The organism is Nocardioides sp. (genome assembly GCF_044226765.1).
Classification (GTDB): domain Bacteria; phylum Actinomycetota; class Actinomycetes; order Propionibacteriales; family Nocardioidaceae; genus Nocardioides.
This window is the reverse complement of record NZ_JBGAGJ010000008.1, coordinates 158,284-179,386: the sequence shown is the minus strand read 5'-3', so window position 1 is coordinate 179,386 and position 21,103 is coordinate 158,284. Positions and strand designations below refer to the sequence as shown.

Below are 21,103 nucleotides of genomic sequence, written 5' to 3'. Positions count from 1 at the left end.
GGTGCTACTCGGTCACGTAGGTCAGCGTCCGAGCGACGCAGACGACCTCGGCAGGAAGCTGGGTCTCGCCCGTCATCTCGACCGTCATCTTGATCGCGACCAGCGCCGACCCCGCTCGACGATCGACCTGCTCGAGCACCGCGCGACCACGCAGCCGCGAGCCGACAGGCACCGCCCGGGCGAACCGGACCTTGTCGAGGCCGTAGTTGACCCGCATCGCGACCCCCTCGAGGTCGTAGATCTCCTCGACGAAGGCCGAGGTGAGCGCGAGCGTCAGGTAGCCGTGAGCGATCAGCGACCCGAAGGGGCTCGCGGCCGCCCGGTCGGGAGAGGTGTGGAGCCAGTGGTGGTCGCCGGTGGCGTCGGCGAAGGCCAGCACCCTGTCCGCGGCCACGGTGTGCCACGAGCTCACCCCGAGCTCCTGGCCGACGGCGCGCTCGAGGTCATCCAGGCCGGTGAAGACGCGCATGCCGCCCGTCCTCAGAATCCCGGGTTCCCGGAGACGCAGACGCCCTGGCCCGTGACGAACCCGGCCTCCTCCGAGGCGAGGAACCCGACGAGCGCTGCGACGTCGTCGGGCGAGCCTGCTCGACCGACGGCGATCTGCTGGATCGTCCGGGCCGCGAACTCGTCCGGTGTCAGACCGAGCCTGGCCGCGGTCGCCCGGGTCATCTCGGTGTCGATGAACCCGGGTAGCACCGCGTTGACGGTGATGCCGAACCGGCCGAGCTCGAGGGCGAGCGTCCTGGTGAGTCCCAGCAGGCCTGCCTTGGCCGCCGAGTAGTTGGCCTGCCCGCGGTTGCCGTGGGCCGACACCGATGACAGGTTGACGATCCGGCCCCATCTGGCGGCGACCATCGAGCGCTGGGCAGCCCTCGACACGAGGAACGCTCCGCCGAGGTGCACGTCCTGGACCGCGGACCAGTCGTCCCACGACATCTTGTGGATCAGGTTGTCCCTGGTGACGCCGGCGTTGTTGACGACGATGCCGAGCGGCCCGTGCTCGTCGGTCAGGCGCGCCACCGTCGCGTCGACCGCGGCCTCGTCGGTCACGTCGAGTCGACAGGCGCTCGCCCGGCCTCCACCCGCAGTGATCCGTGCGGCCTGGGCCTGCGCGGCGTCGCCGTCCAGGTCGGTCACCACGACGTGGTGCCCGGCGTCGGCGAGCCGGGCAGCGATGCCCGCGCCGATCCCGCGGGCGGCACCGGTCACTAGGGCCACGCGGGTGGTCACGATGTCTCCCAACCGGCGTGCGCGGACTCGACCATGCTGAGGGGACCGACCGGCCACCGGAAGCAGTCGACCATGATCTGGTCGAGCTGTTCGGCGGTCACGATCCCCTCCTGCACGACCCGGCGGGCCTCGGCGATCATCGCGAAGTAGACGCGGTTCGCCACGAAGCCCCATGCCCGCTGCTGGTCCGGGAGGACGACGGGGCGCTTCCCGCACTCCGCGGCGAGCTCGGCGAGGGCAGCGACGACGGTGGGGTCGGCGACGGCGTGCGTCACGATCTCGGCCAGCTTGCTGACCGGCGGCGGTGAGGCCCAGTGCCAGCCGGCCACGAGCGCGGGACGGTCGGTGGCTTGAGCCAGGGCGGAGACGGGGAAACCCGAGGTGTTGGAGACGAGCACCGTGTCTGGACGAGTCAGCTGGTCGAGACGCCGGAACAGCCTGACCTTGGGACCGAGATCCTCCGGGATCGCCTCCAGCACGAGGTCGACGTCGCCGACGGCCGAGGCGAGGTCGACCGAGTACGTCACCCGCGTCGCCACGTCCTCCCAGGGCTCATGAAGGAGGCCTCGCTCCGATGCGTTCCTCAGCCCGAAGCGGCCCTCCTCGACGGTGTGCCGTGCCTGGTCGAGACGGGTCTCGTCCAGGTCGACGCAGGTCACCTCGAGACCGCGGATCGCGAACGTCTGGGCGATGCCCGCTCCCATGACCCCGGCACCCACGATCGCGGCGCTGCGAAAGCGTGGCGCGGGGGCCAGAGGTGGCTCGGCGGGGACGGAAGTCATGCACGTGCTCCTTGTCTGTGGTCTTGCTCCGATCGTCGCGACAAGCGTCTGTGTCCGGGAGTAGGGAACACCTGTCCGCCCGCGGGAGGCCCCCGTCGAGGACCGTGGGGCAACCACCACTGCCAGGTCGGCGCTCGGCGCTCCTAGGTTCGGATCTGCCAGGCGATGTCGACCAGCAGAGGAGTGCAGCGTGCGCCGAGCACCGGAGTCGGAGGAACAGCGCGGTCTGCGTGCCGCGGTGCGGGCGTTCGTCACCCGTGAGGTCGAGCCGCACCACGACAGGTGGGAGGTTCAGGGACACGTCGACCGGGACCTGTGGCGGACGGCCGGGGCGGCCGGGCTGCTCGGTTTCGACGTGCCCGAGGAGTACGGCGGTGGCGGCTCGTCCGACTTCCGGCTCAACGCCATCCTCAACGAGGAGCTCGTGGCCGTCGGCGCCTCCGGCCCGGGCTTCACCCTGCACAACGACGTGGTCGCGCCCTACCTCGTCGAGTTGGCGACTGGTTCCCAGCGCGACGCCTGGCTGCCGGGGTTCTGCAGCGGCGAGATCGTCACCGCGATCGCCATGACCGAGCCCGGCGCCGGCAGCGACCTGCGCGGGATTCGCACGCAGGCGCGCCGCCGAGCCGACGGCGGTTGGGTTCTATCGGGCTCGAAGACGTTCATCACCAACGGGCTCCTCGCCGACCTGGTGGTCGTCGCCGCGAACGTGGGCGACGTCGGACTGTCCCTGTTCCTCGTGCCCGCGGACTCACCGGGGTTCAGCCGCGGCCGCAAGCTCGACAAGATCGGGCTCGCCGCCCAGGACACCTCGGAGCTGTTCTTCGACGACGTGGAGCTGGGCCCCGAGGCACTGCTCGGGGAGGTCGGCCGCGGGCTGGACCACCTGAAGGCGAACCTGCCGCGCGAGCGGCTGTCGATCTCGGTGCGTGCGGTGGCATCGGCGCGCCGCGCCCTGGACCTGACCATCGCCTACTGCCGGGAGCGGGAGGCGTTCGGAAGGCCGATCGGCGACTTCCAGGCGACCCGGTTCGCCCTGGCCGAGATGGCCACCCAGGTCGACGTCGCGACCCAGTACGTCGACGCGCAGGTGGACGCCCTGAACCGAGCACAGCTCACCGCTGTGGACGCAGCGATGGGCAAGTGGTGGACGACCGACCTGGAGCGGCGGGTGGCGGACACGTGCCTGCAGCTGCACGGCGGCTACGGCTACATGCGGGAGCAGCCGATCGCACGCCTCTACCTCGACGCCCGCATCCAGCCGATCTACGGCGGGACCAACGAGATCATGAAGCACATCATCGGCACCGACCTCATGCGCGCCTGAAGGGCTCGCGCCCTGCCTCAGGGCTCGGTGAGCAGCTCTCGCAACCGGGCGCGGGCGATCTTGCCGCTGGCCGTCCGCGGCAGGCTCTCGGTCGACCAGCGGACCCGGGTCGGCACCTTGTAGCCGGCGATCCTGCCTCGCAGCCACTCGACCAGCTCGTCGGAGCCGAGCGCCTGGCCGGCGCGACCGACGACGACCGCCGCCACTGCCTCCCCCATCCGGTCGTCCGGCACGCCCAGGACTGCCACTTCGCGAACCGCCGGGTGCTCGAACAGCGCAGCTTCGACCTCGGCCACGGCGACGTTCTCGCCGCCGCGCAGGATCATCTCCTTGAGCCGTCCGGTGACGCGGACCTGACCGTCCGCGTCGACGGTGCCCAGGTCCCCGGTCCGGAGCCAGCCCTCCGACCAGGTCTCCGCCCTGGTCTCGTCGTCGTGCCAGTAGCCGCTGGCCAGGTGCGGGCCTCGGAACCAGATCTGGCCCTCTGCGCCGGGTGGTACCGGCCGGCCATCGGGATCCCTGGCCTCGACCTCGGCGATCGGCACCAGTCGACCGCTGCTGTCGGGGTTGGCCAGGTAGTCGGCGCCGCTGTTGACCGGTCCGTACCCGTTGGTCTCCGTCATCCCGTAGCCGATCCCGACGCCCCCCGCGCCGAGCACGGAGGCGAGCCGACGGACCAGGCTCGGTGGCGCCGGTGCGCCGCCACCGCCGATGCGCACGAGCGTGGACACGTCGGCCGGTGTGGCGTCGAGAGCGCCCAGCAGGTCCCCCCACTGGGTGGGGACACCGACGACGTGGGTGATCCGGAGGTCGCCGACGAGCCGCAGGGCCACGACGGGGTCCCAACGACCCATGAGGACGACCTCGCCACCAGATCGCAGCGCGCCGAGGAGCACGCCGACGCAGCCCGTGACGTGGAACAGCGGTACGGGCAGCAGGGTGCGTGTCACGACGGCGGGGCCCTCGTGGTCTTCACCCCCCTCCACCGCGGCCCGGCACGCGAACGCCCACACCGCCTGGAGGATGGAGTCGTTCGTCGACACGACGCCCTTGGGGGTGCCGGACGACCCGCTCGTGTAGAGGATGGTGGCGAGGTCGGTCGGGAGTGGGCAGTGGGCAGGCCAGGATCCTGTCCGCGGCTCGTCGCCGGGGGCCGGGTCGACCACGACGACCGGCGCGTCCACCTGTATCCGCTGGGCAAGACTCCGATCGGCGACGACGACCGCAGCCCCGGCGTGGTGGAGCGCCCAGCTCAGCTCGTCGGTCGACCACCAGGCGTTGAGCGGCACAGCCACCGCACCGACGCCGGTCGCGGCGAAGAACGCCACCACCCACGCGGGCGAGTTGTGGCCGAGGATCGCGACCCGGTCGCCTGGTCGAACGCCGTGAGCCTCAACGAGGCGGGTCCCCAACTCGGCGGCCGCGTCGGCGACCTCTCCCACGGTCCACCACCGGCCATCGTGCCAGAGCAGCTGCTTGCGTGGGTCCGCCTGGAGTAGCAGGTCGCGCAGCGTGCGCGGCGTACCAGCGAAGCGGCACAGGTGCGTGTCGGGGTCCGTGACGGTCTCGAACTCAGCCCCCGGCGCGGTGAGCCTGCGGACCGCGTCGGCGAACATCGTCACTCCCCCGCCCGGGCGCCCAGCGTCGTGTAGAAGACCGACGCCGGCTCCGGTCCAGGGTTCGACCACGCGTGCGCCGTGGCTCGTTGCACCACCACGTCTCCGGGGCCCAGCTCGGTGGACCCGGTGTCGAGCTCCAGGTGCACCCGTCCGGCCAGGACGACGAGCACGTCCACGGTGGGGGTCCGGTGGAATCCGGGCCGATCCGGGTCGTGGAACCGCAGCCCACCGGGCAGGAACTCCTCGGCCTCGGCCGTGAGGTCTACTCCGTCCTCGCGGACTGCCCCGGTGCCTGCGGGAGGGATCGTGAAGGACCCCACGCGGAGCTCGCCGTGGGGTGGGTAGTAGTCCGCACCGTCGTGGTCACGCCCGTCGTGGTCGGCCGGCGGCGGCGCAGCACTGGCCCAGATGCGCTCGAACCCCCATCCGGGAGCCAGCCCGATCTCGAGCGTGGTGATCTGCTCGTCCGACACAACGGTGCTCGCGCCGCGGAGGTCCTCGCCGGTCAGGACGAGGCGTCGCCCGTGCTCAGGCACGGGCCAGCCGCCCCCGATCGCCCACCAGCTCCTCGATCTCCACCAGGCGGTTCCACTTCGCGGTCCGCTCCGACCGCGTGGTGGAGCCGACCTTGACCTGGCCGGCACGCCAACCGACCGCCAGGTCTGCGAGCCAGGAGTCCTCCGTGTCGCCGGAGCGAGCGCTCACGACGGTGGCGTAGCCGGCCCTGCGTGCAGCGTGCATGAGGTCGGTGGTCCGGGAGACAGTGCCGATCTGGTTCGGCTTGACCAGCACGGCGTTCCCGATGCCGGCCGCCACACCGCGCTCGAGGCGCGCGACGTCGGTGACGAACAGGTCGTCGCCGATGAGCTGGGTGCGCTCGCCGAGGATCTTCGTGGCGACCGCCCACCCCTCCCAGTCGTCCTCGGCGAGCGGGTCCTCGATCGAGACGACGTGGTAGCGCTGCATCCAGTCCTCGATCTCAGCGATCAGCTCGTCGGCGGTGAGGGTGCGTCCGTCGAGCGTCAGCCGGTAGCGCCCGTCGTGGAAGAACTGGGTCGCGGCGACGTCGAGCGCGATCCCGACGTCCCACCCGGGTTGGAGCCCGGCACGGTCGATGCCCTCATGCACGAGCTCGAGCGCCGCTCGGTTGGACTCGAGCTGCCCGGCGAGTCCGCCCTCGTCGGCGACGAGGCTGGTCGGAAGTCCTCGCGTCTCGAAGGCCTCGGCGGTGCCGGCCCGGACCCTCACCCCGATCTCCAGGGCGTCGGCGAAGGAGGTGGCGCGCAGCGGGATGGCCAACACGTCCTGGATGTCGAGCTGTCGTCCGGCGTGAGCACCACCTGACACGATGTTGAACATCGGGCGGGGAAGGAGCACCTCCCGACTGCCGTCCAGGTGCTCGAAGAGCTCGTGGCCGCCGTGGTCGGCAGCGGCGCACAGCGTGGCCAGGGACACGGCGAGCACGGCGTTCGCCCCGAGCTGTTCGAGGTCGCGCGTCCCGTCGACGGCCTCGAGCGTCGCATCGATGAGGCCCTGGTGGCTGATCGGCAACCCGAGGAGTGCCGGGGCGATCCGCTCACGGACGTTGGCGACGGCCCGGGTGACGGCCATCCCGCCGTACGCCGTGCCACCGTCGCGGAGCTCGCGCGCCTCGTGCCGGCCGGTGGAGGCACCGGAGGGCACGACGACCCGACCCCGGGAGCCGTCGTCGGTGCGAATGGAGACGGCGACGGTCGGGCGCCCGCGGGAGTCGAGGGCCTGCCAGGCGCGCAGGTCGGTGATGGTGCCGGTCATGTCAGGAGCTGCCTGTCGTGTCGGGGGTCGTGTCGTCGGGTCGGTGCGTCCGTCAGGACGTCGAGGTAGGTGCCTCTCCGAGAAGCTCAGCCGCGGCCAGGGCAGTGTCGGGGGGGATGGCCAGGAGGCGCCGGCCGAGGGCCAGCGCTTGGCGAGCCCGATCGTCGTCGAGGTAGTCCACCGGTGACTTGCCGACGACGCGGGCGAGGAGCAGCGCACCGGCGTGCCGCCAGACCCTGCTCCAGTCCAGGTCGGGCAGCAGCAGCGCGAGCGTTCCGGTGAACTCGTCGAGGATCCGGGTGACGCCCGAAGCTGGGCGGGCGATGGACTTGAGCAGGAGATGGCAGGACAGGAAGGCCGGATCGTAGGCCGGGTCACCGAGATGCGCGACCTCCCAGTCCAGGACGACGGTATGGGCGCCGACCAGGATGTTCTTCGGGCTGAAGTCGCCGTGCACGAGGACGTCGTGTCGTGCCGCGGCGTCGGCGACGAGCGAGGCGACCTCGTCGGCGACCTCGGGCATCCGCTCGGCGACGGTGCGGTAGAACGGCGCGGTCCGCAGCTCCTCGAAGTTCGCTGCAGCGTCGGGGCCGAGCATGTCGACACCGTCGGCTCCGTGCCACTGCCAGGCCGCCAGGAGGCGAGCCAAGCGGGCTCCGGTGCCGGGGCGGGTGCGACCGGCGAGCAGCTCGGGCTTCCACGGCGTGAGGCCGTCACCGAGGTGCCGAAGCACGATGATCGCCGCCTCGTCGTCGTAGGCGACGACGTCGGGCACGGCGCCGGGGGTCCACCCTCCGGCGAGGGTGAGGGCGCGACGCTCGACAGCGGCACGGCTGACAGAGGCGAACCAGTCCTCGGCGACCTTGAGCCGGGGCAGCGCGATCTTGACGACCAGACGGTCGGTGGTGGTCACCACCTCCTGGACGTCGCTCGAGACGCCGCCGCTGAGCGGACGTACGGAGACGACCTCGCGGTGGACCCCCACTCGCTCGAGCACGGCACCCATCTGCTCCGGCCCCAGCACGTCCTCGTCCGAGCGCGCGGTGCTGCTCTCAGCCATGGCGCCACCGGCGCCGACGCTCGGCGTCGCGCTCGGTGTCGGTGCCCGAGGTCTCGTCGATGACGAAGGAGGGCGTCGCGTCGGCGGCGCACGGGGACCAGCCCAGCTCACGGACCGGGTCGGGATCGCCGACCGTCGCGAAGTCCACCCACGACCCGTGCATCAAGGAGGCGATGGGCTGGGCGGTGGGTCCGCTCGTGAGCCGCTGCCCCAGGGGCGTCTGGAGCCGGTCGAAGACCAACGGGACGTCGAGCACGTGGCAGGCACCGAGGTCGGTCGGCGACCACGTGAGCTCGTAGAGATAGGTAGCACCGGACCCCTCGGCTGCGTGTGCCTCCGCCAGGTCGAGGATCGGAAGCCGGAAGAACCGGTCGTTCTCCATCAGTTCGCCGATGGCGAATTCGTCCGCGAGCGGGGCGTCCGCCCGGTAGCGGGCCTCGGTCTGCTCGAGCCCTCGTGCGCGCAGCGTCGCGCGCGCCGTCGCGAGCATCTGCTCGGCAGAGAACACCCCACCCGGGAACAAGCGGTACAGGCCGTACTCCTCCGCGTTCGAGCCGAGCAGCAGGTCGACGTCGCGGCCGCTGCCGGCGGCCACCATTCGGGTCGGGAGGTCCGACACGACCTCGCCCGTCGTCACCGGCATCAGGCAGAGCAGGAGCCCGGCGTCGTCGCCCATCATCGCCGCGGTCTCGGGTCCCCCGCTGAGCGAGTCCGCGTACAGCAGCCCTTGTGCCTCGAGCAGATGGCGGGTGTCGACGGACCGGAGACCGTCGACATCTCCCGCCTTGACGCCGAGGTGGTGCAGGAACCGGTCGGTGACCCGCTGGGCCGCCTCGGGGGTGAGCACGTGGTCACCGCTGCCACTCTGGGCGATGACCCGCTTGAACAGCCCCGCGGCCCGCGGTGACGCGAGCAGGGTGGAGACCGCCCAGCCACCGGCGGACTCACCGAAGATCGTGACGTTCCCGGGGTCCCCACCGAAGGCGGCGATGTTCTCCTGGACCCACTCCAGCGCGGTGATCTGGTCCAGCGCACCGAAGTTGCCCGAACCGGCCTCGAGACCGAACGACTCCGCTACATGGAGGTAGCCCAGCACCCCGAGCCGGTAGTTGATCGTGACGAGCACGATCCCGTCCCGCGCGAACTCGTGCCCGTGGAAGGGGAGGTCGCTTCCCGACTCGTCGGCGTAGCCACCTCCGTGAATCCAGACCATGACCGGCATGCGTGCATCCGGGTCGGTGCTGGACGTCCACACGTTGAGCGAGAGGCAGTCCTCCGAGCCGGGTCGGGTGCGCAGCAGCGAGCCGAAGGGCTCGTCCCACGGCTCCTGCGGTGCGGCGTCGCCGAAGTAGCTGGCATCGACCACGGAGTCCCCCCACGACGGCACCCGGACCGGAGGCATGAACCTCGCTTCGCCACGAGGCGGCAGGGCGTAACGGATACCGCGGAACTCAGCGCCGTACGGCGCGCGGCGGCCCCGCACCCGTCCCTGGGCGGTTCGGACGATCGGGTCATCGAGCAGGTTGTCCACGGCCCCAGCCTGGGGCAGCGCCAATCGGAGGACCAGTAGTGATCTCCTGACTGCTCGCGATCGAGGCTGTAGGGGCGTTGCGGCTACCGCGCTCCCCCGGCAGCGGCCACCATCTCGTTATGACTGCGGACAGCGAGGTCCAGGACCGGGCTTTCGCCAGCACGATCGACGCGTTCCGCCGGGTCGTCGGGAAGCACCCTGGTACCGGCGGCCAGCTCGCCATCCGCTCCCGCGACCACCTGCTGGTGAGCGTGGCGAGCGGGCGAGCGGGCGCACGTGCCTGGTCGCGCGCGACGACGGTCAACGTGTGGTCGGTGGCCAAGGCGGTAGCAGCGGTCGCCCTGTCCAGCATCCTGGCCGACCGGGGACACTCGTTGGAGTCCCGGCTCGCCGACCTGTGGCCCGAGCTCCGTGCCGGTCGGGACATGCCCGTCCAGGCCGCCCTGGGCCATCGGCTCGGCCTGGTCGGACTGCGCCGGCCGATAGGTCCGACCGACCTCCTCGACCACGACGCCCTGGCGGCAGAGCTGGCGACCACGACCCCCTGGTGGGAGCCTGGCACCGACGTCGGCTACCACTCCTGGACCTATGGCGTGGTCGTGCGCGAGCTATGCCGACGGCTCGGTTCCGGGATGGACGGCGCGCTGGAACTCGTCCTCGGCGGGGACCCGGGCGCGGCCGCCTCTTTCGTGCGTCGTGGCACCGACCACGCCGCTCTCGTGGCCCTGGACGTCCCGCCCAGCGAGGCCTCGCAGCAGCTCGCCCACCGACAGACGGAGGAGACCCGAGCGGCGCTCCGCAACCCGGTGCTCACGGCCGGTGACGCCAACGCCGGATGGTGGACCGAGCTCGAGCTGCCCAGCGTGAAGCTGATGGCGAACGCCGAAGGCATCGCGCTGGCGCTGGCCCAGCTGCTCGGGCGGGGCTCGGTCCCGGCCCGCGACATCGACCTGCATCTCACCGGACAGGGCCGGAGCACCGACCGCGTGCTCGGCGACGACCGCGAGTTCGCGGCCGGGCTCGTCGTCGGCCATGCCGACTCAGCCTGCCCCTACAGCACGACAGACCGCCTCCGATACGGCCACGACGGCATGGGCGGCTCCTTCGCCTGTGTCGACCCGGAGGCCGGGCTCGTCCTCACCTGGGTCACCAACGGCATGGGGCGTGACATCAACACCGACCCGCGCAAGCTCGAGATCCTGGAGGCCTTCGATGACGACACCCACTGAGCTGACGACCTCGATCGACCCGCTCTTCGACGTGAGCGGCAAGGCCGTCCTGGTCACGGGCGGGACCCGAGGGATCGGGTCGATGATCGCCGAGGGCTTCGTGCGCCGTGGCGCCCGAGTCGTCATCTCCTCTCGGTCAGCCGATGCCTGTCGGTCGGAGGAGGATCGCCTCGGTCAGTTCGGCGACTGCACAGCATGCCCAGCGGACCTCGCGACCGATGCCGGCCTCGCCGCGGTGGTGGACCGGGTCCGCACCGATCTCGGTTCGCTCGACGTCCTCGTCAACAACGCAGGAGCGACCTGGGGCGCCCCGATCGACACCTACCCGATGGACGGGTTCGACAAGGTGGTCCGGCTCAACCTGCGGTCCGTCTTCGCCCTGACCCAGGCGGTCCTGCCTCTCCTCGAGGCCGGGGCGTCCTCCGCCGACCCCGGGCGGATCATCACGATCGGCAGCATCGACGGGATCGTCACGTCCGAGGCCGAGGCCTACGCGTACGGTGCCTCCAAGGCCGCGGTGCACCACCTGTCCCGCCATCTCGCGCGTCAGCTGGCCTCGAGGCACGTCACGTCGAACGTCATCGCCCCGGGCCCGTTCTACTCGAAGATGATGGCGTTCCTCCTCGACGACGCCGAGGCCCGACAAGGGGTGGAGGCCGGCGTCCCCCTCGGCCGGATCGGCACCGGTGACGACATCGCGGGCGCTGCGATCTACCTGGCGAGCCGGGCCGGCGCCTACCTGACCGGCACCACCCTCGTCGTCGACGGCGGGAGCTCCTCGTGCCGCTGACACCGCGAGATCAGAGACGCACACGTCTGTGGTGGGCCACCGCTGCACATGGGACGGCGCCCTCGGTGGATGCCCCGGCCCCCTGGAAGCCCTCGGGCGAGATTCACGCCAAGCAACTTGGCACCAACGTGACGGCGTGTGGATCTCCGACGTCGTCCTGGCGGATCTTCTGGGAGTGGCCGACACCGCGCTGGCGGCCAGGCGAGTGCCTGACGTGCTCCGACTTGGTCAACGTCCCACGGCACTCGGTCGGATCAGGTCTGGGCGTGACCAACCGAGAATGTCCCTTCCCCGAGGCTTTCCCAAGCGATGTGCCGCACCGTGACAGGCTGGACGCCCGTCCGGGACCGACGTAGCGCCAACGCATCGCTTTCGACCTGTGGAACGCGAACGCGCCATCGAGGTGACTCCGATGACTCCGCCCGATGCCTGTGGAGAGCGCCCGACGCGATTCCGGAATCCCTGCTTGCATCGAGCCATGAGCACGCAACCGCCCACGATCCAGGGCTTGGACGCGCAGGACACCCGGTGGCTCGTCGACGAGGTCGCGGCACTCCTGCGGGAGCTCGACCGGAGCTGGACCCTGGTCGACGGTGTCGCGTTCGAGCTGTCCTGCGGCAGGGTGCTGGGGCTGGACAACCTCGCTCGCCGGCTGCAGCTCTTCCCCCGGGCGCGCTGGCGTGAGCTCGTCCGGGACCAGATCACGACACTGCTGTCGATCACCGACCTGCCCGAGTCGGTCGCGCCGGAGACCCTCCGTCCCAAGCTGGAGCAGGCGGGGACCCTGGGTGACCTGGACTACGAGCCCCTCGAGCTGCTGCCCGGCCTCCCGGCGGTCCTGTCAGCCCAGCTGCCCGGCATGACCATCCAGATGGGCAACCTCGACCTCGTCGGTGACCGGGACGAGGCCTACGCCGCGGCACTGGACAACCTCTCCAGGCTGCCCCAGCCACGTCACGCGCGACGGCGTCTCGACCCGCGCCTGCAGGAGTCGTGGGTGGAGTTCCTCGACGCCGACGACTCGTTCGGCGCCTCCCGCGTGCTGGTCCTCCCCGACCTGCTGCGCCGGACGCTGCGCCAGGACTTCCCGGCCTCCGGGGTGCTGGTCGCCGTCCCGACCAAGTTCGACCTGTGGATCCACCTGCCGGTGGACGAGTCGGTGATCGAGACATCGCTGCTCCTCGCGTACGACGCACTCACGACATGCACCTCGAACCCGTTCCCCCTCTCACCGTGCGTCTACGCCGTGTCACCTGACATGCGGGCGGAGGTGCTGGTCCAGCCGGACCGGACCGGGGCCTCCATCAACGAGGAAGCACTCGGTCGCCTGCTCGAAGCGTTGCCACCCGGCCCTGCGTCGGCCGCCTGAGGTGACGAGGTTCCGGCGGGGCCGCCGAGCCACCGAGTCGCACCACGAGCCACCGAGAGACCGCCGGCCTGTTGCGAAGCGGGACGGTGGGTACCGCCGCCGGATGGACACCCTCCGCGTCGGTCTGGTCGCAGATCCCGCCAAGCCCACCGAGGTCGCGCGCCGATTCAGCGACGCCGACCCACCCCACGGCGGGGCCGGGGAGGCCTGGGACGTGTCGATGGTCAGCGAGCCCTTCACGGTGGCGTGCGAGGACGTGGAGACGGCGCTCTCACGACTGACGGAGCACGCCCGTGACCGGCAGTGGGACCTCGTCGTCGGCCTGACCGAGCTGCCCCTCCGGGACGACGACGGCCAGTACCTGCTGGTCGAGACCGACCGGCAGCAACGCACGGCCGTCCTGTCACTGCCCGCGCTGGGAAGTGTCCGCATGCACCGCCGCAGCAGACGCGCGCTACGCGAGCTGATCAGCGGCATGGCCGACTCCGCCGCCGACGTGGACAGCCGCGTGGTGCTCCCCCGCTGGAGCGGTCACTGGCGGCTGCTCCTCGGCATGGTGCTCGCCAACCGGCCCTGGCTGCTCCTGCCGGGGCTGAAGTCCGCGCTGGTCGCCGCACTCACGACCGGCGCCATCGCGACCATCAACTCCACCATGTGGCTGCTGGCTGGGTCGCTGTCACCGTGGCGCCTGGTGGCCGCGACGATCGCCTCCATCGCGCTCGTCGTGGGCTGGCTCGTCATCGACGGGGGGCTGTGGGACCGCCCGAAGGACGACTCCGCCCACGCGCGTGATCGCGCGCGCCTGTACAACACCTCGACGCTCCTCACGCTGACGCTGGGGGCGCTCAGCTGCTACGTCGCGCTGTACGTGCTGAACCTGCTGTGGGCGCTGTTCGTCCTCGACCCCTCGGTGATGGGGGGCTACCTGAAGCAGCCACTCCACTACAGCGACCTCTTCGTGCTCGCCTGGTTCGTGGCGTCGGCAGCAACCGTCGGCGGCGCCCTGGGCAGCGGACTGGAGTCGGACGAAGCGATCCGGGCGGCCGCGTACTCCAAGCGCGAGGAGGACCGCCGCAACCGGCTCGCGGACGAGAGGACATGAGAGGACATCCGCACCGGCCTGTCGGTGCGGTGGCGCCTCGTGCCTCTCGAGGGACGAAGGCACGAGGCGCCACCCGTCGCTCTTCGCCGAGAGATCGCCGCTCGAGGTGGTCGCTGCTGGCCACGGGCTTTCCGGCTCGGGGTCGGCGTTCGACGGACAGCCCGGGGCTGGTCCGGTCACGCGCGGATCACCGTGCTGGCGGCGACCGACGTGCCGGCCGGGAGCCAGGGACTGACCAACGGCCCTGGTCCGAGGGCCGGACAGCGGGCCAGCCTGGGGCCGGGGCCCACCGCGGCGGCGGGGGCGCTCAGTCGAGCACAGGAGGAGCGTCATGTCGGTGTCCAGCACGCACGCAGCCACGGGTCGCGCGGACCGGCCGTGGCGGCGCACGCTGGGGGTGGTCGCCGGCCTGACCTGCCTGGCCGCGCTCGCGGGTGCGGTGCAGCTGGTGACGGGGACCTACACCCCGCCGGTCTCCGACCTCGAGCCCCTGGGCCTCGACTCGTGGCTGCTGCCCGGCCTCTGGCTCGCCGCGTCGGTGGCGGTGCCGTGCGGCGTCACTGCAGCCCTCGCCTGGCGGGGTTCCAGGCACCTCGGGACGGCGGCCGTCGCCTCCGGGGCACTGCTGCTGATCGAGCTCGTCGTGCAGGTGCCCTTCGTCGGGCCGGACCCGCTGCAGGCGGTCATGGGCGCGGTCGCCGTCGCCCTCGTGGTCCTCGGTTGGGCAGCGCGCCGCCGCTAGCCCGATTCCCCGGCTCGGTGTGACGCCCTACCCTCAGGTGACTCGACGAGGGAGGGCACATGGCGAACGGTGACCGGTGGCGGTTCCGCGCGGCGGTCCGGGCGGTGTGCGCAGGGCTGTGCGCAGGGCTGTGCGTGGCGGCCTTCACCCCCAACACCAGCGCGGTGGCGACCCCACCGGACGACGCTGCACGGGCACCAGTCACCCGGGAGGTCCCTGACGGTGTCTACCTGACGCTCGACAGGGGCCGGGTCATCGCCGGCGTGCGCCGCGACTACCTGCTGACGGTCAACACCGAGGGCGCGGCGATCAACGGCCACCTGCGGATCACGGTGCCCGCAGGATGGACCCGTCCCCAGCAGGCCAGCCAGGAGCTGCCCGGATTCGTCTCTCCCGTCGAGACCAGCTGCAGACGCGCCGTGGTCGACGGCTTCAGGCCGGCTCCCGGCGGCAGTCGCGTGATCAACCTCCTCCTGCACTGCTCGGCCTCCGCGGACGTGACACTGAGCTTCGCGGACGTCACGTCCCCGGCTGTCGCGAAGATGTACCGATGGCCGACCACGACCAGCGTGCACGGCGTGACGACGTCCCTCAGCAGGACCGAGGCACCGAGGATCCGGGTGGTCGCCGGCCGGCCCACCGCCCTGACGTTCCGCAGCGGGCCGATGGCCAGCACGGCCGGAGAGGTGCTCGCCCGGCCTCCCGTCGTGGTGGCGGTCGACCGGTTCGGCAACCGGACCCTGGCCGCCGTCCCGGTGCGGATGGGGATCGAGAGCTCGTGCGGACGGGCGTCGTTGAGCGGGACGACCCGGCAGACGACCTCCGTCGGCGTCGCCCGGTTCACCACCCTGCGCACCGACCGGGCCTGCTCGACGGTGAGGTTGCGCGCGTCGAGCCCCGGACTCCGTACGGCGACGAGCCGACCGTTCCACGTCGACGCAGCGGCTCCGGCGGCCTTGCAGCTCCGGAAGCTCCCACCGAGGGTCGTGGCCCGGCGGCCGGTCGGGCCCACCCTGGCCGTCGACGTGCTCGACCGGTACGGCAACCGCACCTCCTCCTCGGCCGTGGTGACGCTGTCTGCGGGCGGAGCGTGCGCGGTCCAGGTGACGGGGCCGTCGGTCGTCGCGGCCGAAGCCGGGACGGCGACGTTCCCGACCACTGGCATCGACCGCGCCTGCAACCGGGTGACCCTGACCGCCGAGAGCGCCGGGCTCGCCTCGGACACCAGCCCCGTGTTCGAGGCGACCGGGACCTGGAAGGCGGTGGCGACGATCCCGGGCCACCTGGACGGCGCCGCATTCGCGCAGCTGTCCGACGGCCGGGTGCTGGTGGTCGGCGGCTACGGCTCCGACTCGGAGCCGGCGTCGGACGATGCCTATCTCTTCGACCCGGCCACCAACACCTTCAATGAGGCCGGGCTGGCGCCGACCGCGCGCGGGGGCGCGACGGCGATCACCCTCCAGGACGGCACGGTCCTCGTCTTCGGCGGGCGCGAGACCCGCTCGTCACCGATCTCGACCGCCGTGGACGTCTACTACCCCGCGACCAACGACTGGAACGAGCTCGCGTTCAGGTCCGCCGTCCCCGGGGACGTCACCAAGGAGCTCGCCGTGCTGTTGCCCGACGGCGACGTGCTCACGGCACCCGAGGGCTTCGGTGACGACCCCACCGAGGTGACGGTCTACGACCCGACGGCCGACACGTGGTCCCGGCCAGGTCAGCCTGCGGGGCCCTCGCCCCGCGTGGGCTTCACGCTGACCTCCCTCACCGACGGTCGGGTGCTGCTCGAGGGCGGCTTCGGCCCGACCTCACCCGCCCTGCTCCCACCACAGGTGTACGACCCGGACTCACGTCAGTGGGCGCCGGCCGGCACGCCGGCCATCCTCCAGGTCGGTGCGGCGGCGACCTCGCTCCTCGATGGACGGGTCCTCGTCTCCGGCGGACTGAGCGCGCTGAGCGACCACGCCGAGCCGCCGATCACGACCACCGAGATCTTCGACCCCACTACCTCCACCTGGTCCGCCGGTCCGCCGCTCAGCACCGGCCGTCAGCTCCACCAGGCGGTCACGCGATCCGACGGCACCGTCGTGGTCGCCGGGGGCGACGTCTCGGGGTGGGACGACGGCGGCGCGTTCCGGCGCACGACCGACACGTGGAACCCGGGCGCCAGCGTCTTCCGGGCCGGCCCCGACCTCAACGACGAGCTGGGCTCGGACGTGTTCCTCGCGCCGCTGCCGGACAACTCGGTCCTGCTGTTCCACACCGTCCCCGAGGGACGCGTCGAACGGCTCAGGTGAGCACTCAGCGGAGTCCGGCCAACGCGTGGCCGACCCGGTCGGTGAGCGAGGGGTGCGGCTTCTCGGCGCGCGCCTCCTTCATGGCCCGGATGTAGCGCCAGTAGTCGACCTGCATGGTGTGCCGCTCAGATCGGACGTAGCGCGCCGCGAGGGCAGCCTGGTCCTCCGCGATCCAGGCCTGCATCCGCTCCTTGCCGGGCAGCACGACCTCCCCGGTGAGGACGTCGCCGATCCACGCGGACTGGTACTCGAACAGCGGGATGTTGGCGCCGACGGTCTGCATGAAGCCGATGAAGTAGAGGCCGGGCCGGTCCGGCGCGACGGCGCGCTGGTAGAGCGGCATCCGGTTGCCGGAGGGGTCGAACACCTCCGGGGACAAGAAGGGCAACGAGACGTCGTACCCCGTCGCGTAGACGAGCAGGTCGGCGTGCTCGGCGGTGCCGTCGACGTAGACGATCCGGTCGCCGTCGAGGCGCTCGATGCCCGGCTTCATCACGATGTCCCCGTGCCCGACCCGGTCGTAGAGCTCTGCGGAGACGGTGGGGTGGGCGTGGAGCAGGCGGTGGTCGGGCTTCGGCAGCCCGCGGTCCTGAGGACGGCCGGTACTGAGCCGGAGCAGGGTCTCGTAGATCTTCCGCTCGACCGGGAACGGGAGGTAGGCCACGAGCGGGGAGCCGAACTGGTCGATGGGCCGGCCGAAGGCGTACTTGGGGATCACGTGGACGCCGTGCCGGGTCACCAGGCGCACGCTCCTCGCGGTCCGGGCGGCGTCGCAGGCGATGTCCATCCCGGAGTTGCCCACGCCGACCACGACGACGTCCTTGTCGGCGAAGACCGCGGGGTCGCGGTAGTCGTGGGAGTGGAAGGACTCGCCGGTGAAGGTGCCGGGGAAGTCCGGCACCTTGGGGCTGCTGTGGTGGCCGTTGGCGACCAGGACGCTGCGGTAGGTCCGGGTGCCGGTGGTGGCCGTGGTGACCGACCAGCCGTGGGCGCCGGGGTCCCCCGGTCCGGGCAGTGGCCGCACGGAGGTGACCGGGGACCGGAACGTGATCCGCCGCAGCAGGTCGTTGTCCTCGGCGAAGCGCTGGAAGTACTGCGCCATCAGCTCGTGGGTCGGGTAGTCCGGCCAGTCCTGTGGCATCGGGTACGACGGGTACTGCGTGAGCGGGCGCGAGCTGTTCAGGTGCAGCGTGCGGTAGGCCGCCACCGCCCCGTTGTCGTTGTCGATGCGCCACAGGCCACCGACCATCGACCCCTTCTCGAACCAGTCGAGGTCCAGGCCCCGGTCGACCAGGGCCTTGCCGGCGGCCAGACCCGCGGCCCCGGCGCCGATGAGGCACACCTCCGCGTCGAACCCGTCGGACCCGTCGCGGTCCGCGACGGGTTCGGTGCCCGTCTGCCTGGCGGTGGTCATCGCTGTCCTCCTGGTCTGCGGTCCGGTCGCTGCGGAAGCCCCGCTGGGGACACCGTATTGGTCCGAGGACCTCCGGCACCGGTCCTTCCTGGTCCGGACCGGGCCTGCCTCGGGGCGCCCTGCGGCCGTGCGCCATGGTGGTGCTCCACGCCCGACGACGAGGAGCACCGTGGCCCACCTCGAAGCCATCACCATCCACGCCCACGAGCCGGCCCGTCTGGCGGAGTTCTGGTCGGTCCTGCTCGGACTGCCGATCGACCCGGCCGACGCCGAGGCGATCGTGGCCGGCACCCTCCAGCCCGGGGTCTCGGTGCTGCTCGGCGACCGCGCCGGGCTCCACGTGTGGGTGAGCCCGGCGGACGAGCTGGCGCCCGTCGGCGGGCGGGTCCACCTCGACGTCCGCCTCGACCCGGGACAGGACGACGACCTGCTCCGCAGCCTGGGCGCGAGGCCGGCCTGGGCCGACCCACGGGGCCGATGGACGGTCTGGACCGACCCCGAGGGCAACCGGTTCTGCGCCGTTCCTCCTCCGCCGACCCGCGAGGGGGCGGACGCGGGGAGTCGGCGACGGACGGGCTGAGCGCAGCGACCGGCCGTCAGCCGAGCGCGTCCAGCACGTCCTGGGTGCTCACCACGGTCGCGAACTCGCCGTGCAGGTTGGTCGCGGTCGCCCGCGCGAGCTCGTCGGCGGTCAGCACCGAGCCGTCGGGACCGGTGCGGTCGAACGTATGCGTGGCGTCGAGGGCGAACCACACGTCGTACCCGAGGTTGCCGCCGACGCGCGCCGTCGTCTCGCAGCAGTGGTTGGTGGTGATGCCCGCCACCACGATCCCGGTGAGGCTCTCTCCTCGCAGCCAGTCGTCGAGGTCGGGCTCCCCGTGGAAGGCGGAGTTGACCGTCTTGCTCACCACGAGCGCGGCGGCGCGCTCGTCGAGGTAGGGCTTGAGCCGGTTGCCCGGGCGGTCCGGATGCAGTGGGCTGTCCTCGAGACGGGAGTCGTGCCGCACCAGGACCACCGGCAGTCCCCGGTCGGAGAACGCCGAGACGAGCGCGTCGATCCGGGCGTCGCAGTCCGGGTTGTTGCGCGGTCCCCACCACGGGTCGTCGAACCCGGCCTGCACGTCCACCACCACCAGCGCACTGCCGTCCAGATCCGCCGCGCCACCCCGACCAGCCATGCGCCGACTCTCCGGCGTCGGCCGCCGGCCCGTCAACCCGGGCCCGTCCGCCTCAGGGGGTGGTGCCGAACCCGCTGGACCAGCGTCGCGGCGGGTTGCCGGCCAGGTCGGTCAGGGCCAGGGTCCCCGGCGGGTCCGCGGTGACGTCGTACTCGATCCCGTCCGAGAACGGCGCGGCCGGAGTGAAGGACGCGCGTCGGACCACGCCGTCGCGGCACGAGGTCGGCGTGTGGTGCGAGTCCTGGCAGGTCCAGGTGCCCTTCACCCGTCCCGCGGCGGACCCGTCGACGGAGACGCGCAGGCTCTGCGGCGAGACGCCGTTGACGGCCTCGTCGAAGTCGACGACGAGCGGGCCCGCGTGCGGCACCGGTTGGCCGTGGAAGAAGACCAGCCGCGGAGCCGGTGGCTTGCGGTCGGCGCCCTTCATGGGCAGCGCGGGGAGGTCGACCGAGAGGTAGTTGGCCGCCTCGTCGTAGACGCCCAGCCGGAGCGCCACGGTCCCCGGGCTGCCCTGGCACGGCCGGAACACCAGGGTCGCCCTCCACACACCGTTCTGGACGGTGCCCGCGACGCGCTTCATCTCCGCCGCCGCGGTGGTCACCGGTCCCGTCGCGACCACTCCCGCCGAGTGCACCCCGGCCCCGGCGTCGGTGAGGCGGGCGGTCACGACAACCGTCCGCGCCCCCTGCCGGACGTCCACGACCTTGGTGTCCACCTTCGTGGACGCGACCACCGGCGCCGTGACGTCGCTGCCCGCGGTCACCTGGACCTGCCAGGGCAGGCTCTGCGAGGAGAGGTCCGGCGGGCCGTACGTCTTCTGGTTGCCCGCCTTGTCGGCCACGTCCAGGGAGAGCTGCCAGGTGCTGGTCCCGAAGTAGGGCCCGACGCGCCACACACCGGAGTAGGTCGCCACGGTCCCGGGCACCGGACGCAGCAGGACGGACGCTGCCTTGCTCAGCGTCGGGCTCAGGAACCCGGCGAGGACGCGTCGGGTGCCGGAGACATCGTCGGGCACGGTGGCGGTGACGGTCAGGTCCACCGCCCCCTGGGTCGCGTCGACGGGGGTGAGCTGGCTGAACGTCAGGCCGGTGAGCACGGGCGGCTTCACGTCCGGGGTCCCCGTCACGGCGACCTCGGTCGGGAAGCCGCGAGCGGCGAGCTGCGGGGATGAGTACTCCGCCGTGTTGCCCGCCTTGTCGGTGACCGAGACCCAGGTGAGTGTCCACGTCCCGGTCGCGCCGCCACGCGGGACGGTGAAGGTGGTCCGGAAGTCCTTCGAGGTCGCCTTCAGCGTCCGGGTCTGCAGCTGCCAGGTGTGTGACCTCAGCTGGGCCTGCACCCGCTTCACCCCCGACGCCGGTCCGGGGCCGCCCAGGTCGCGGACGCGCACCCGCAGGCCGACCGTCCGCGCAGCGTCGGTCACGTCGACCTCGCCGCGCGAGAGCGAGAGTTCGGTCACCACCGCGTCACCGTTGTCCCGGCTCCAGCAGGAGTTGAGGGGCGCGGCGACGGCCGGTGGCCCGGCGGTCACCCCCAGGACCCACCCCACCGACACCACCACGGCGACCACCACGTGCACGACGCCTCGCGGGCGACCCGACATCCTGACTCCTCCGTCGCTGGTTGGACCCGGCCA

19 protein-coding genes are annotated in these 21,103 nt (G+C 71.9%); 8 read left to right on the top strand and 11 right to left on the bottom strand.

Annotated elements, in window-relative coordinates:
- Positions 1-4 precede the first annotated feature (4 nt).
- Genes ACILRH_RS16900 through ACILRH_RS16890 form a run of 3 tightly spaced genes read right to left on the bottom strand, consistent with a single transcriptional unit; the run spans position 5 to position 2,015 of the window.
- Positions 5-469, bottom strand: a complete 465-nt coding sequence (locus tag ACILRH_RS16900; RefSeq protein ID WP_395695214.1) for a MaoC family dehydratase — start codon at positions 467-469, stop codon at positions 5-7.
- An 11-nt stretch (positions 470-480) separates the two neighbouring features.
- Positions 481-1,233 carry a 3-oxoacyl-ACP reductase FabG gene (gene fabG, locus ACILRH_RS16895; protein WP_395695213.1) on the bottom strand — a complete coding sequence of 251 codons (753 nt, stop codon included), beginning with the start codon at positions 1,231-1,233 and terminating at the stop codon, positions 481-483.
- Positions 1,230-2,015 carry a 3-hydroxyacyl-CoA dehydrogenase family protein gene (locus ACILRH_RS16890; RefSeq protein ID WP_395695212.1) on the bottom strand — a complete coding sequence of 262 codons (786 nt, stop codon included), beginning with the start codon at positions 2,013-2,015 and terminating at the stop codon, positions 1,230-1,232. The genes fabG and ACILRH_RS16890 overlap by 4 nt, the downstream gene beginning before the upstream one ends.
- Before the next feature lie 190 nt (positions 2,016-2,205).
- On the opposite strand from ACILRH_RS16890, the gene ACILRH_RS16885 reads away from it, so the two are divergent.
- Positions 2,206-3,342, top strand: a complete 1,137-nt coding sequence (locus ACILRH_RS16885) for an acyl-CoA dehydrogenase family protein (protein WP_395695211.1) — start codon at positions 2,206-2,208, stop codon at positions 3,340-3,342.
- A 17-nt stretch (positions 3,343-3,359) separates the two neighbouring features.
- Here the strand turns inward: ACILRH_RS16885 and ACILRH_RS16880 are convergent, their stop codons facing one another.
- From ACILRH_RS16880 to ACILRH_RS16860, 5 genes are read right to left on the bottom strand one after another with little or no spacing between them, the layout of a single operon-like run.
- Positions 3,360-4,958 carry a class I adenylate-forming enzyme family protein gene (locus ACILRH_RS16880; protein ID WP_395695210.1) on the bottom strand — a complete coding sequence of 533 codons (1,599 nt, stop codon included), beginning with the start codon at positions 4,956-4,958 and terminating at the stop codon, positions 3,360-3,362.
- Between the two features lie 2 nt (positions 4,959-4,960).
- Positions 4,961-5,497, bottom strand: coding sequence for a cupin domain-containing protein (locus ACILRH_RS16875; protein ID WP_395695209.1), 537 nt, complete (start codon positions 5,495-5,497; stop codon positions 4,961-4,963).
- Positions 5,490-6,755, bottom strand: a complete 1,266-nt coding sequence (gene eno / locus ACILRH_RS16870) for a phosphopyruvate hydratase (protein WP_395695208.1) — start codon at positions 6,753-6,755, stop codon at positions 5,490-5,492. Before eno ends, ACILRH_RS16875 begins: the two co-directional genes overlap by 8 nt.
- Positions 6,756-6,807: 52 nt before the next feature.
- Entirely contained in the window at positions 6,808-7,815 is a 1,008-nt protein-coding gene (locus tag ACILRH_RS16865) for a phosphotransferase family protein (RefSeq protein WP_395695207.1), read from the bottom strand.
- A complete protein-coding gene (locus ACILRH_RS16860) occupies positions 7,808-9,346 on the bottom strand; it encodes a carboxylesterase/lipase family protein (RefSeq protein WP_395695206.1) in 1,539 nt (512 codons plus the stop codon). Before ACILRH_RS16860 ends, ACILRH_RS16865 begins: the two co-directional genes overlap by 8 nt.
- A gap of 119 nt (positions 9,347-9,465) precedes the next feature.
- Between ACILRH_RS16860 and ACILRH_RS16855 the strand changes: the two genes are divergently transcribed.
- The 6 genes from ACILRH_RS16855 to ACILRH_RS16830 all read left to right on the top strand — a co-directional run bounded on the left by ACILRH_RS16855 (position 9,466) and on the right by ACILRH_RS16830 (position 16,875).
- Positions 9,466-10,575, top strand: a complete 1,110-nt coding sequence (locus ACILRH_RS16855) for a serine hydrolase domain-containing protein (protein ID WP_395695205.1) — start codon at positions 9,466-9,468, stop codon at positions 10,573-10,575.
- Entirely contained in the window at positions 10,559-11,365 is an 807-nt protein-coding gene (locus ACILRH_RS16850) for an SDR family oxidoreductase (protein WP_395695204.1), read from the top strand. Before ACILRH_RS16855 ends, ACILRH_RS16850 begins: the two co-directional genes overlap by 17 nt.
- 478 nt (positions 11,366-11,843) lie before the next feature.
- Entirely contained in the window at positions 11,844-12,734 is an 891-nt protein-coding gene (locus ACILRH_RS16845) for a hypothetical protein (protein ID WP_395695203.1), read from the top strand.
- A gap of 103 nt (positions 12,735-12,837) precedes the next feature.
- A complete protein-coding gene (locus ACILRH_RS16840; RefSeq protein ID WP_395695202.1) occupies positions 12,838-13,836 on the top strand; it encodes a hypothetical protein in 999 nt (332 codons plus the stop codon).
- Positions 13,837-14,173: 337 nt separating this feature from the next.
- The gene (locus ACILRH_RS16835; RefSeq protein WP_395695201.1) at positions 14,174-14,578 is read left to right on the top strand and encodes a hypothetical protein; all 405 of its coding nucleotides are present in this window, start codon (positions 14,174-14,176) and stop codon (positions 14,576-14,578) included.
- A gap of 59 nt (positions 14,579-14,637) precedes the next feature.
- The gene (locus ACILRH_RS16830; RefSeq protein ID WP_395695200.1) at positions 14,638-16,875 is read left to right on the top strand and encodes a Kelch repeat-containing protein; all 2,238 of its coding nucleotides are present in this window, start codon (positions 14,638-14,640) and stop codon (positions 16,873-16,875) included.
- 4 nt (positions 16,876-16,879) lie between these two features.
- Here ACILRH_RS16830 and ACILRH_RS16825 read toward each other — a convergent pair whose 3' ends face one another.
- Entirely contained in the window at positions 16,880-18,289 is a 1,410-nt protein-coding gene (locus tag ACILRH_RS16825; RefSeq protein WP_395695199.1) for a flavin-containing monooxygenase, read from the bottom strand.
- Positions 18,290-18,458: 169 nt separating this feature from the next.
- Between ACILRH_RS16825 and ACILRH_RS16820 the strand changes: the two genes are divergently transcribed.
- Complete coding sequence (locus tag ACILRH_RS16820; protein WP_395695198.1) at positions 18,459-18,869, top strand: VOC family protein; 411 nt, start codon at positions 18,459-18,461, stop codon at positions 18,867-18,869.
- A 16-nt stretch (positions 18,870-18,885) separates the two neighbouring features.
- On the opposite strand, the gene ACILRH_RS16815 is transcribed toward ACILRH_RS16820, so the two are convergent.
- The gene (locus ACILRH_RS16815) at positions 18,886-19,467 is read right to left on the bottom strand and encodes a cysteine hydrolase family protein (RefSeq protein ID WP_395695197.1); all 582 of its coding nucleotides are present in this window, start codon (positions 19,465-19,467) and stop codon (positions 18,886-18,888) included.
- A gap of 52 nt (positions 19,468-19,519) precedes the next feature.
- Positions 19,520-21,070, bottom strand: coding sequence for a hypothetical protein (locus tag ACILRH_RS16810; protein WP_395695196.1), 1,551 nt, complete (start codon positions 21,068-21,070; stop codon positions 19,520-19,522).
- Positions 21,071-21,103 lie beyond the last annotated feature (33 nt).

Excerpts from the sequence above, each read along its gene's own strand:
- ACILRH_RS16810 (WP_395695196.1), bottom strand. The coding sequence starts at position 21,070 with ATGTCGGGTCGCCCGCGAGGCGTCGTGCACGTGGTGGTCGCCGTGGTG.
- ACILRH_RS16865 (WP_395695207.1), bottom strand. The coding sequence starts at position 7,815 with ATGGCTGAGAGCAGCACCGCGCGCTCGGACGAGGACGTGCTGGGGCCG.
- ACILRH_RS16880 (WP_395695210.1), bottom strand. The coding sequence starts at position 4,958 with ATGTTCGCCGACGCGGTCCGCAGGCTCACCGCGCCGGGGGCTGAGTTC.
- ACILRH_RS16825 (WP_395695199.1), bottom strand. The coding sequence starts at position 18,289 with ATGACCACCGCCAGGCAGACGGGCACCGAACCCGTCGCGGACCGCGAC.
- ACILRH_RS16845 (WP_395695203.1), top strand. The coding sequence starts at position 11,844 with ATGAGCACGCAACCGCCCACGATCCAGGGCTTGGACGCGCAGGACACC.
- ACILRH_RS16855 (WP_395695205.1), top strand. The coding sequence starts at position 9,466 with ATGACTGCGGACAGCGAGGTCCAGGACCGGGCTTTCGCCAGCACGATC.
- ACILRH_RS16830 (WP_395695200.1), top strand. The coding sequence starts at position 14,638 with ATGGCGAACGGTGACCGGTGGCGGTTCCGCGCGGCGGTCCGGGCGGTG.
- ACILRH_RS16850 (WP_395695204.1), top strand. The coding sequence starts at position 10,559 with ATGACGACACCCACTGAGCTGACGACCTCGATCGACCCGCTCTTCGAC.
- eno (WP_395695208.1), bottom strand. The coding sequence starts at position 6,755 with ATGACCGGCACCATCACCGACCTGCGCGCCTGGCAGGCCCTCGACTCC.
- ACILRH_RS16840 (WP_395695202.1), top strand. The coding sequence starts at position 12,838 with ATGGACACCCTCCGCGTCGGTCTGGTCGCAGATCCCGCCAAGCCCACC.
- ACILRH_RS16815 (WP_395695197.1), bottom strand. The coding sequence starts at position 19,467 with ATGGCTGGTCGGGGTGGCGCGGCGGATCTGGACGGCAGTGCGCTGGTG.
- ACILRH_RS16900 (WP_395695214.1), bottom strand. The coding sequence starts at position 469 with ATGCGCGTCTTCACCGGCCTGGATGACCTCGAGCGCGCCGTCGGCCAG.
- ACILRH_RS16890 (WP_395695212.1), bottom strand. The coding sequence starts at position 2,015 with ATGACTTCCGTCCCCGCCGAGCCACCTCTGGCCCCCGCGCCACGCTTT.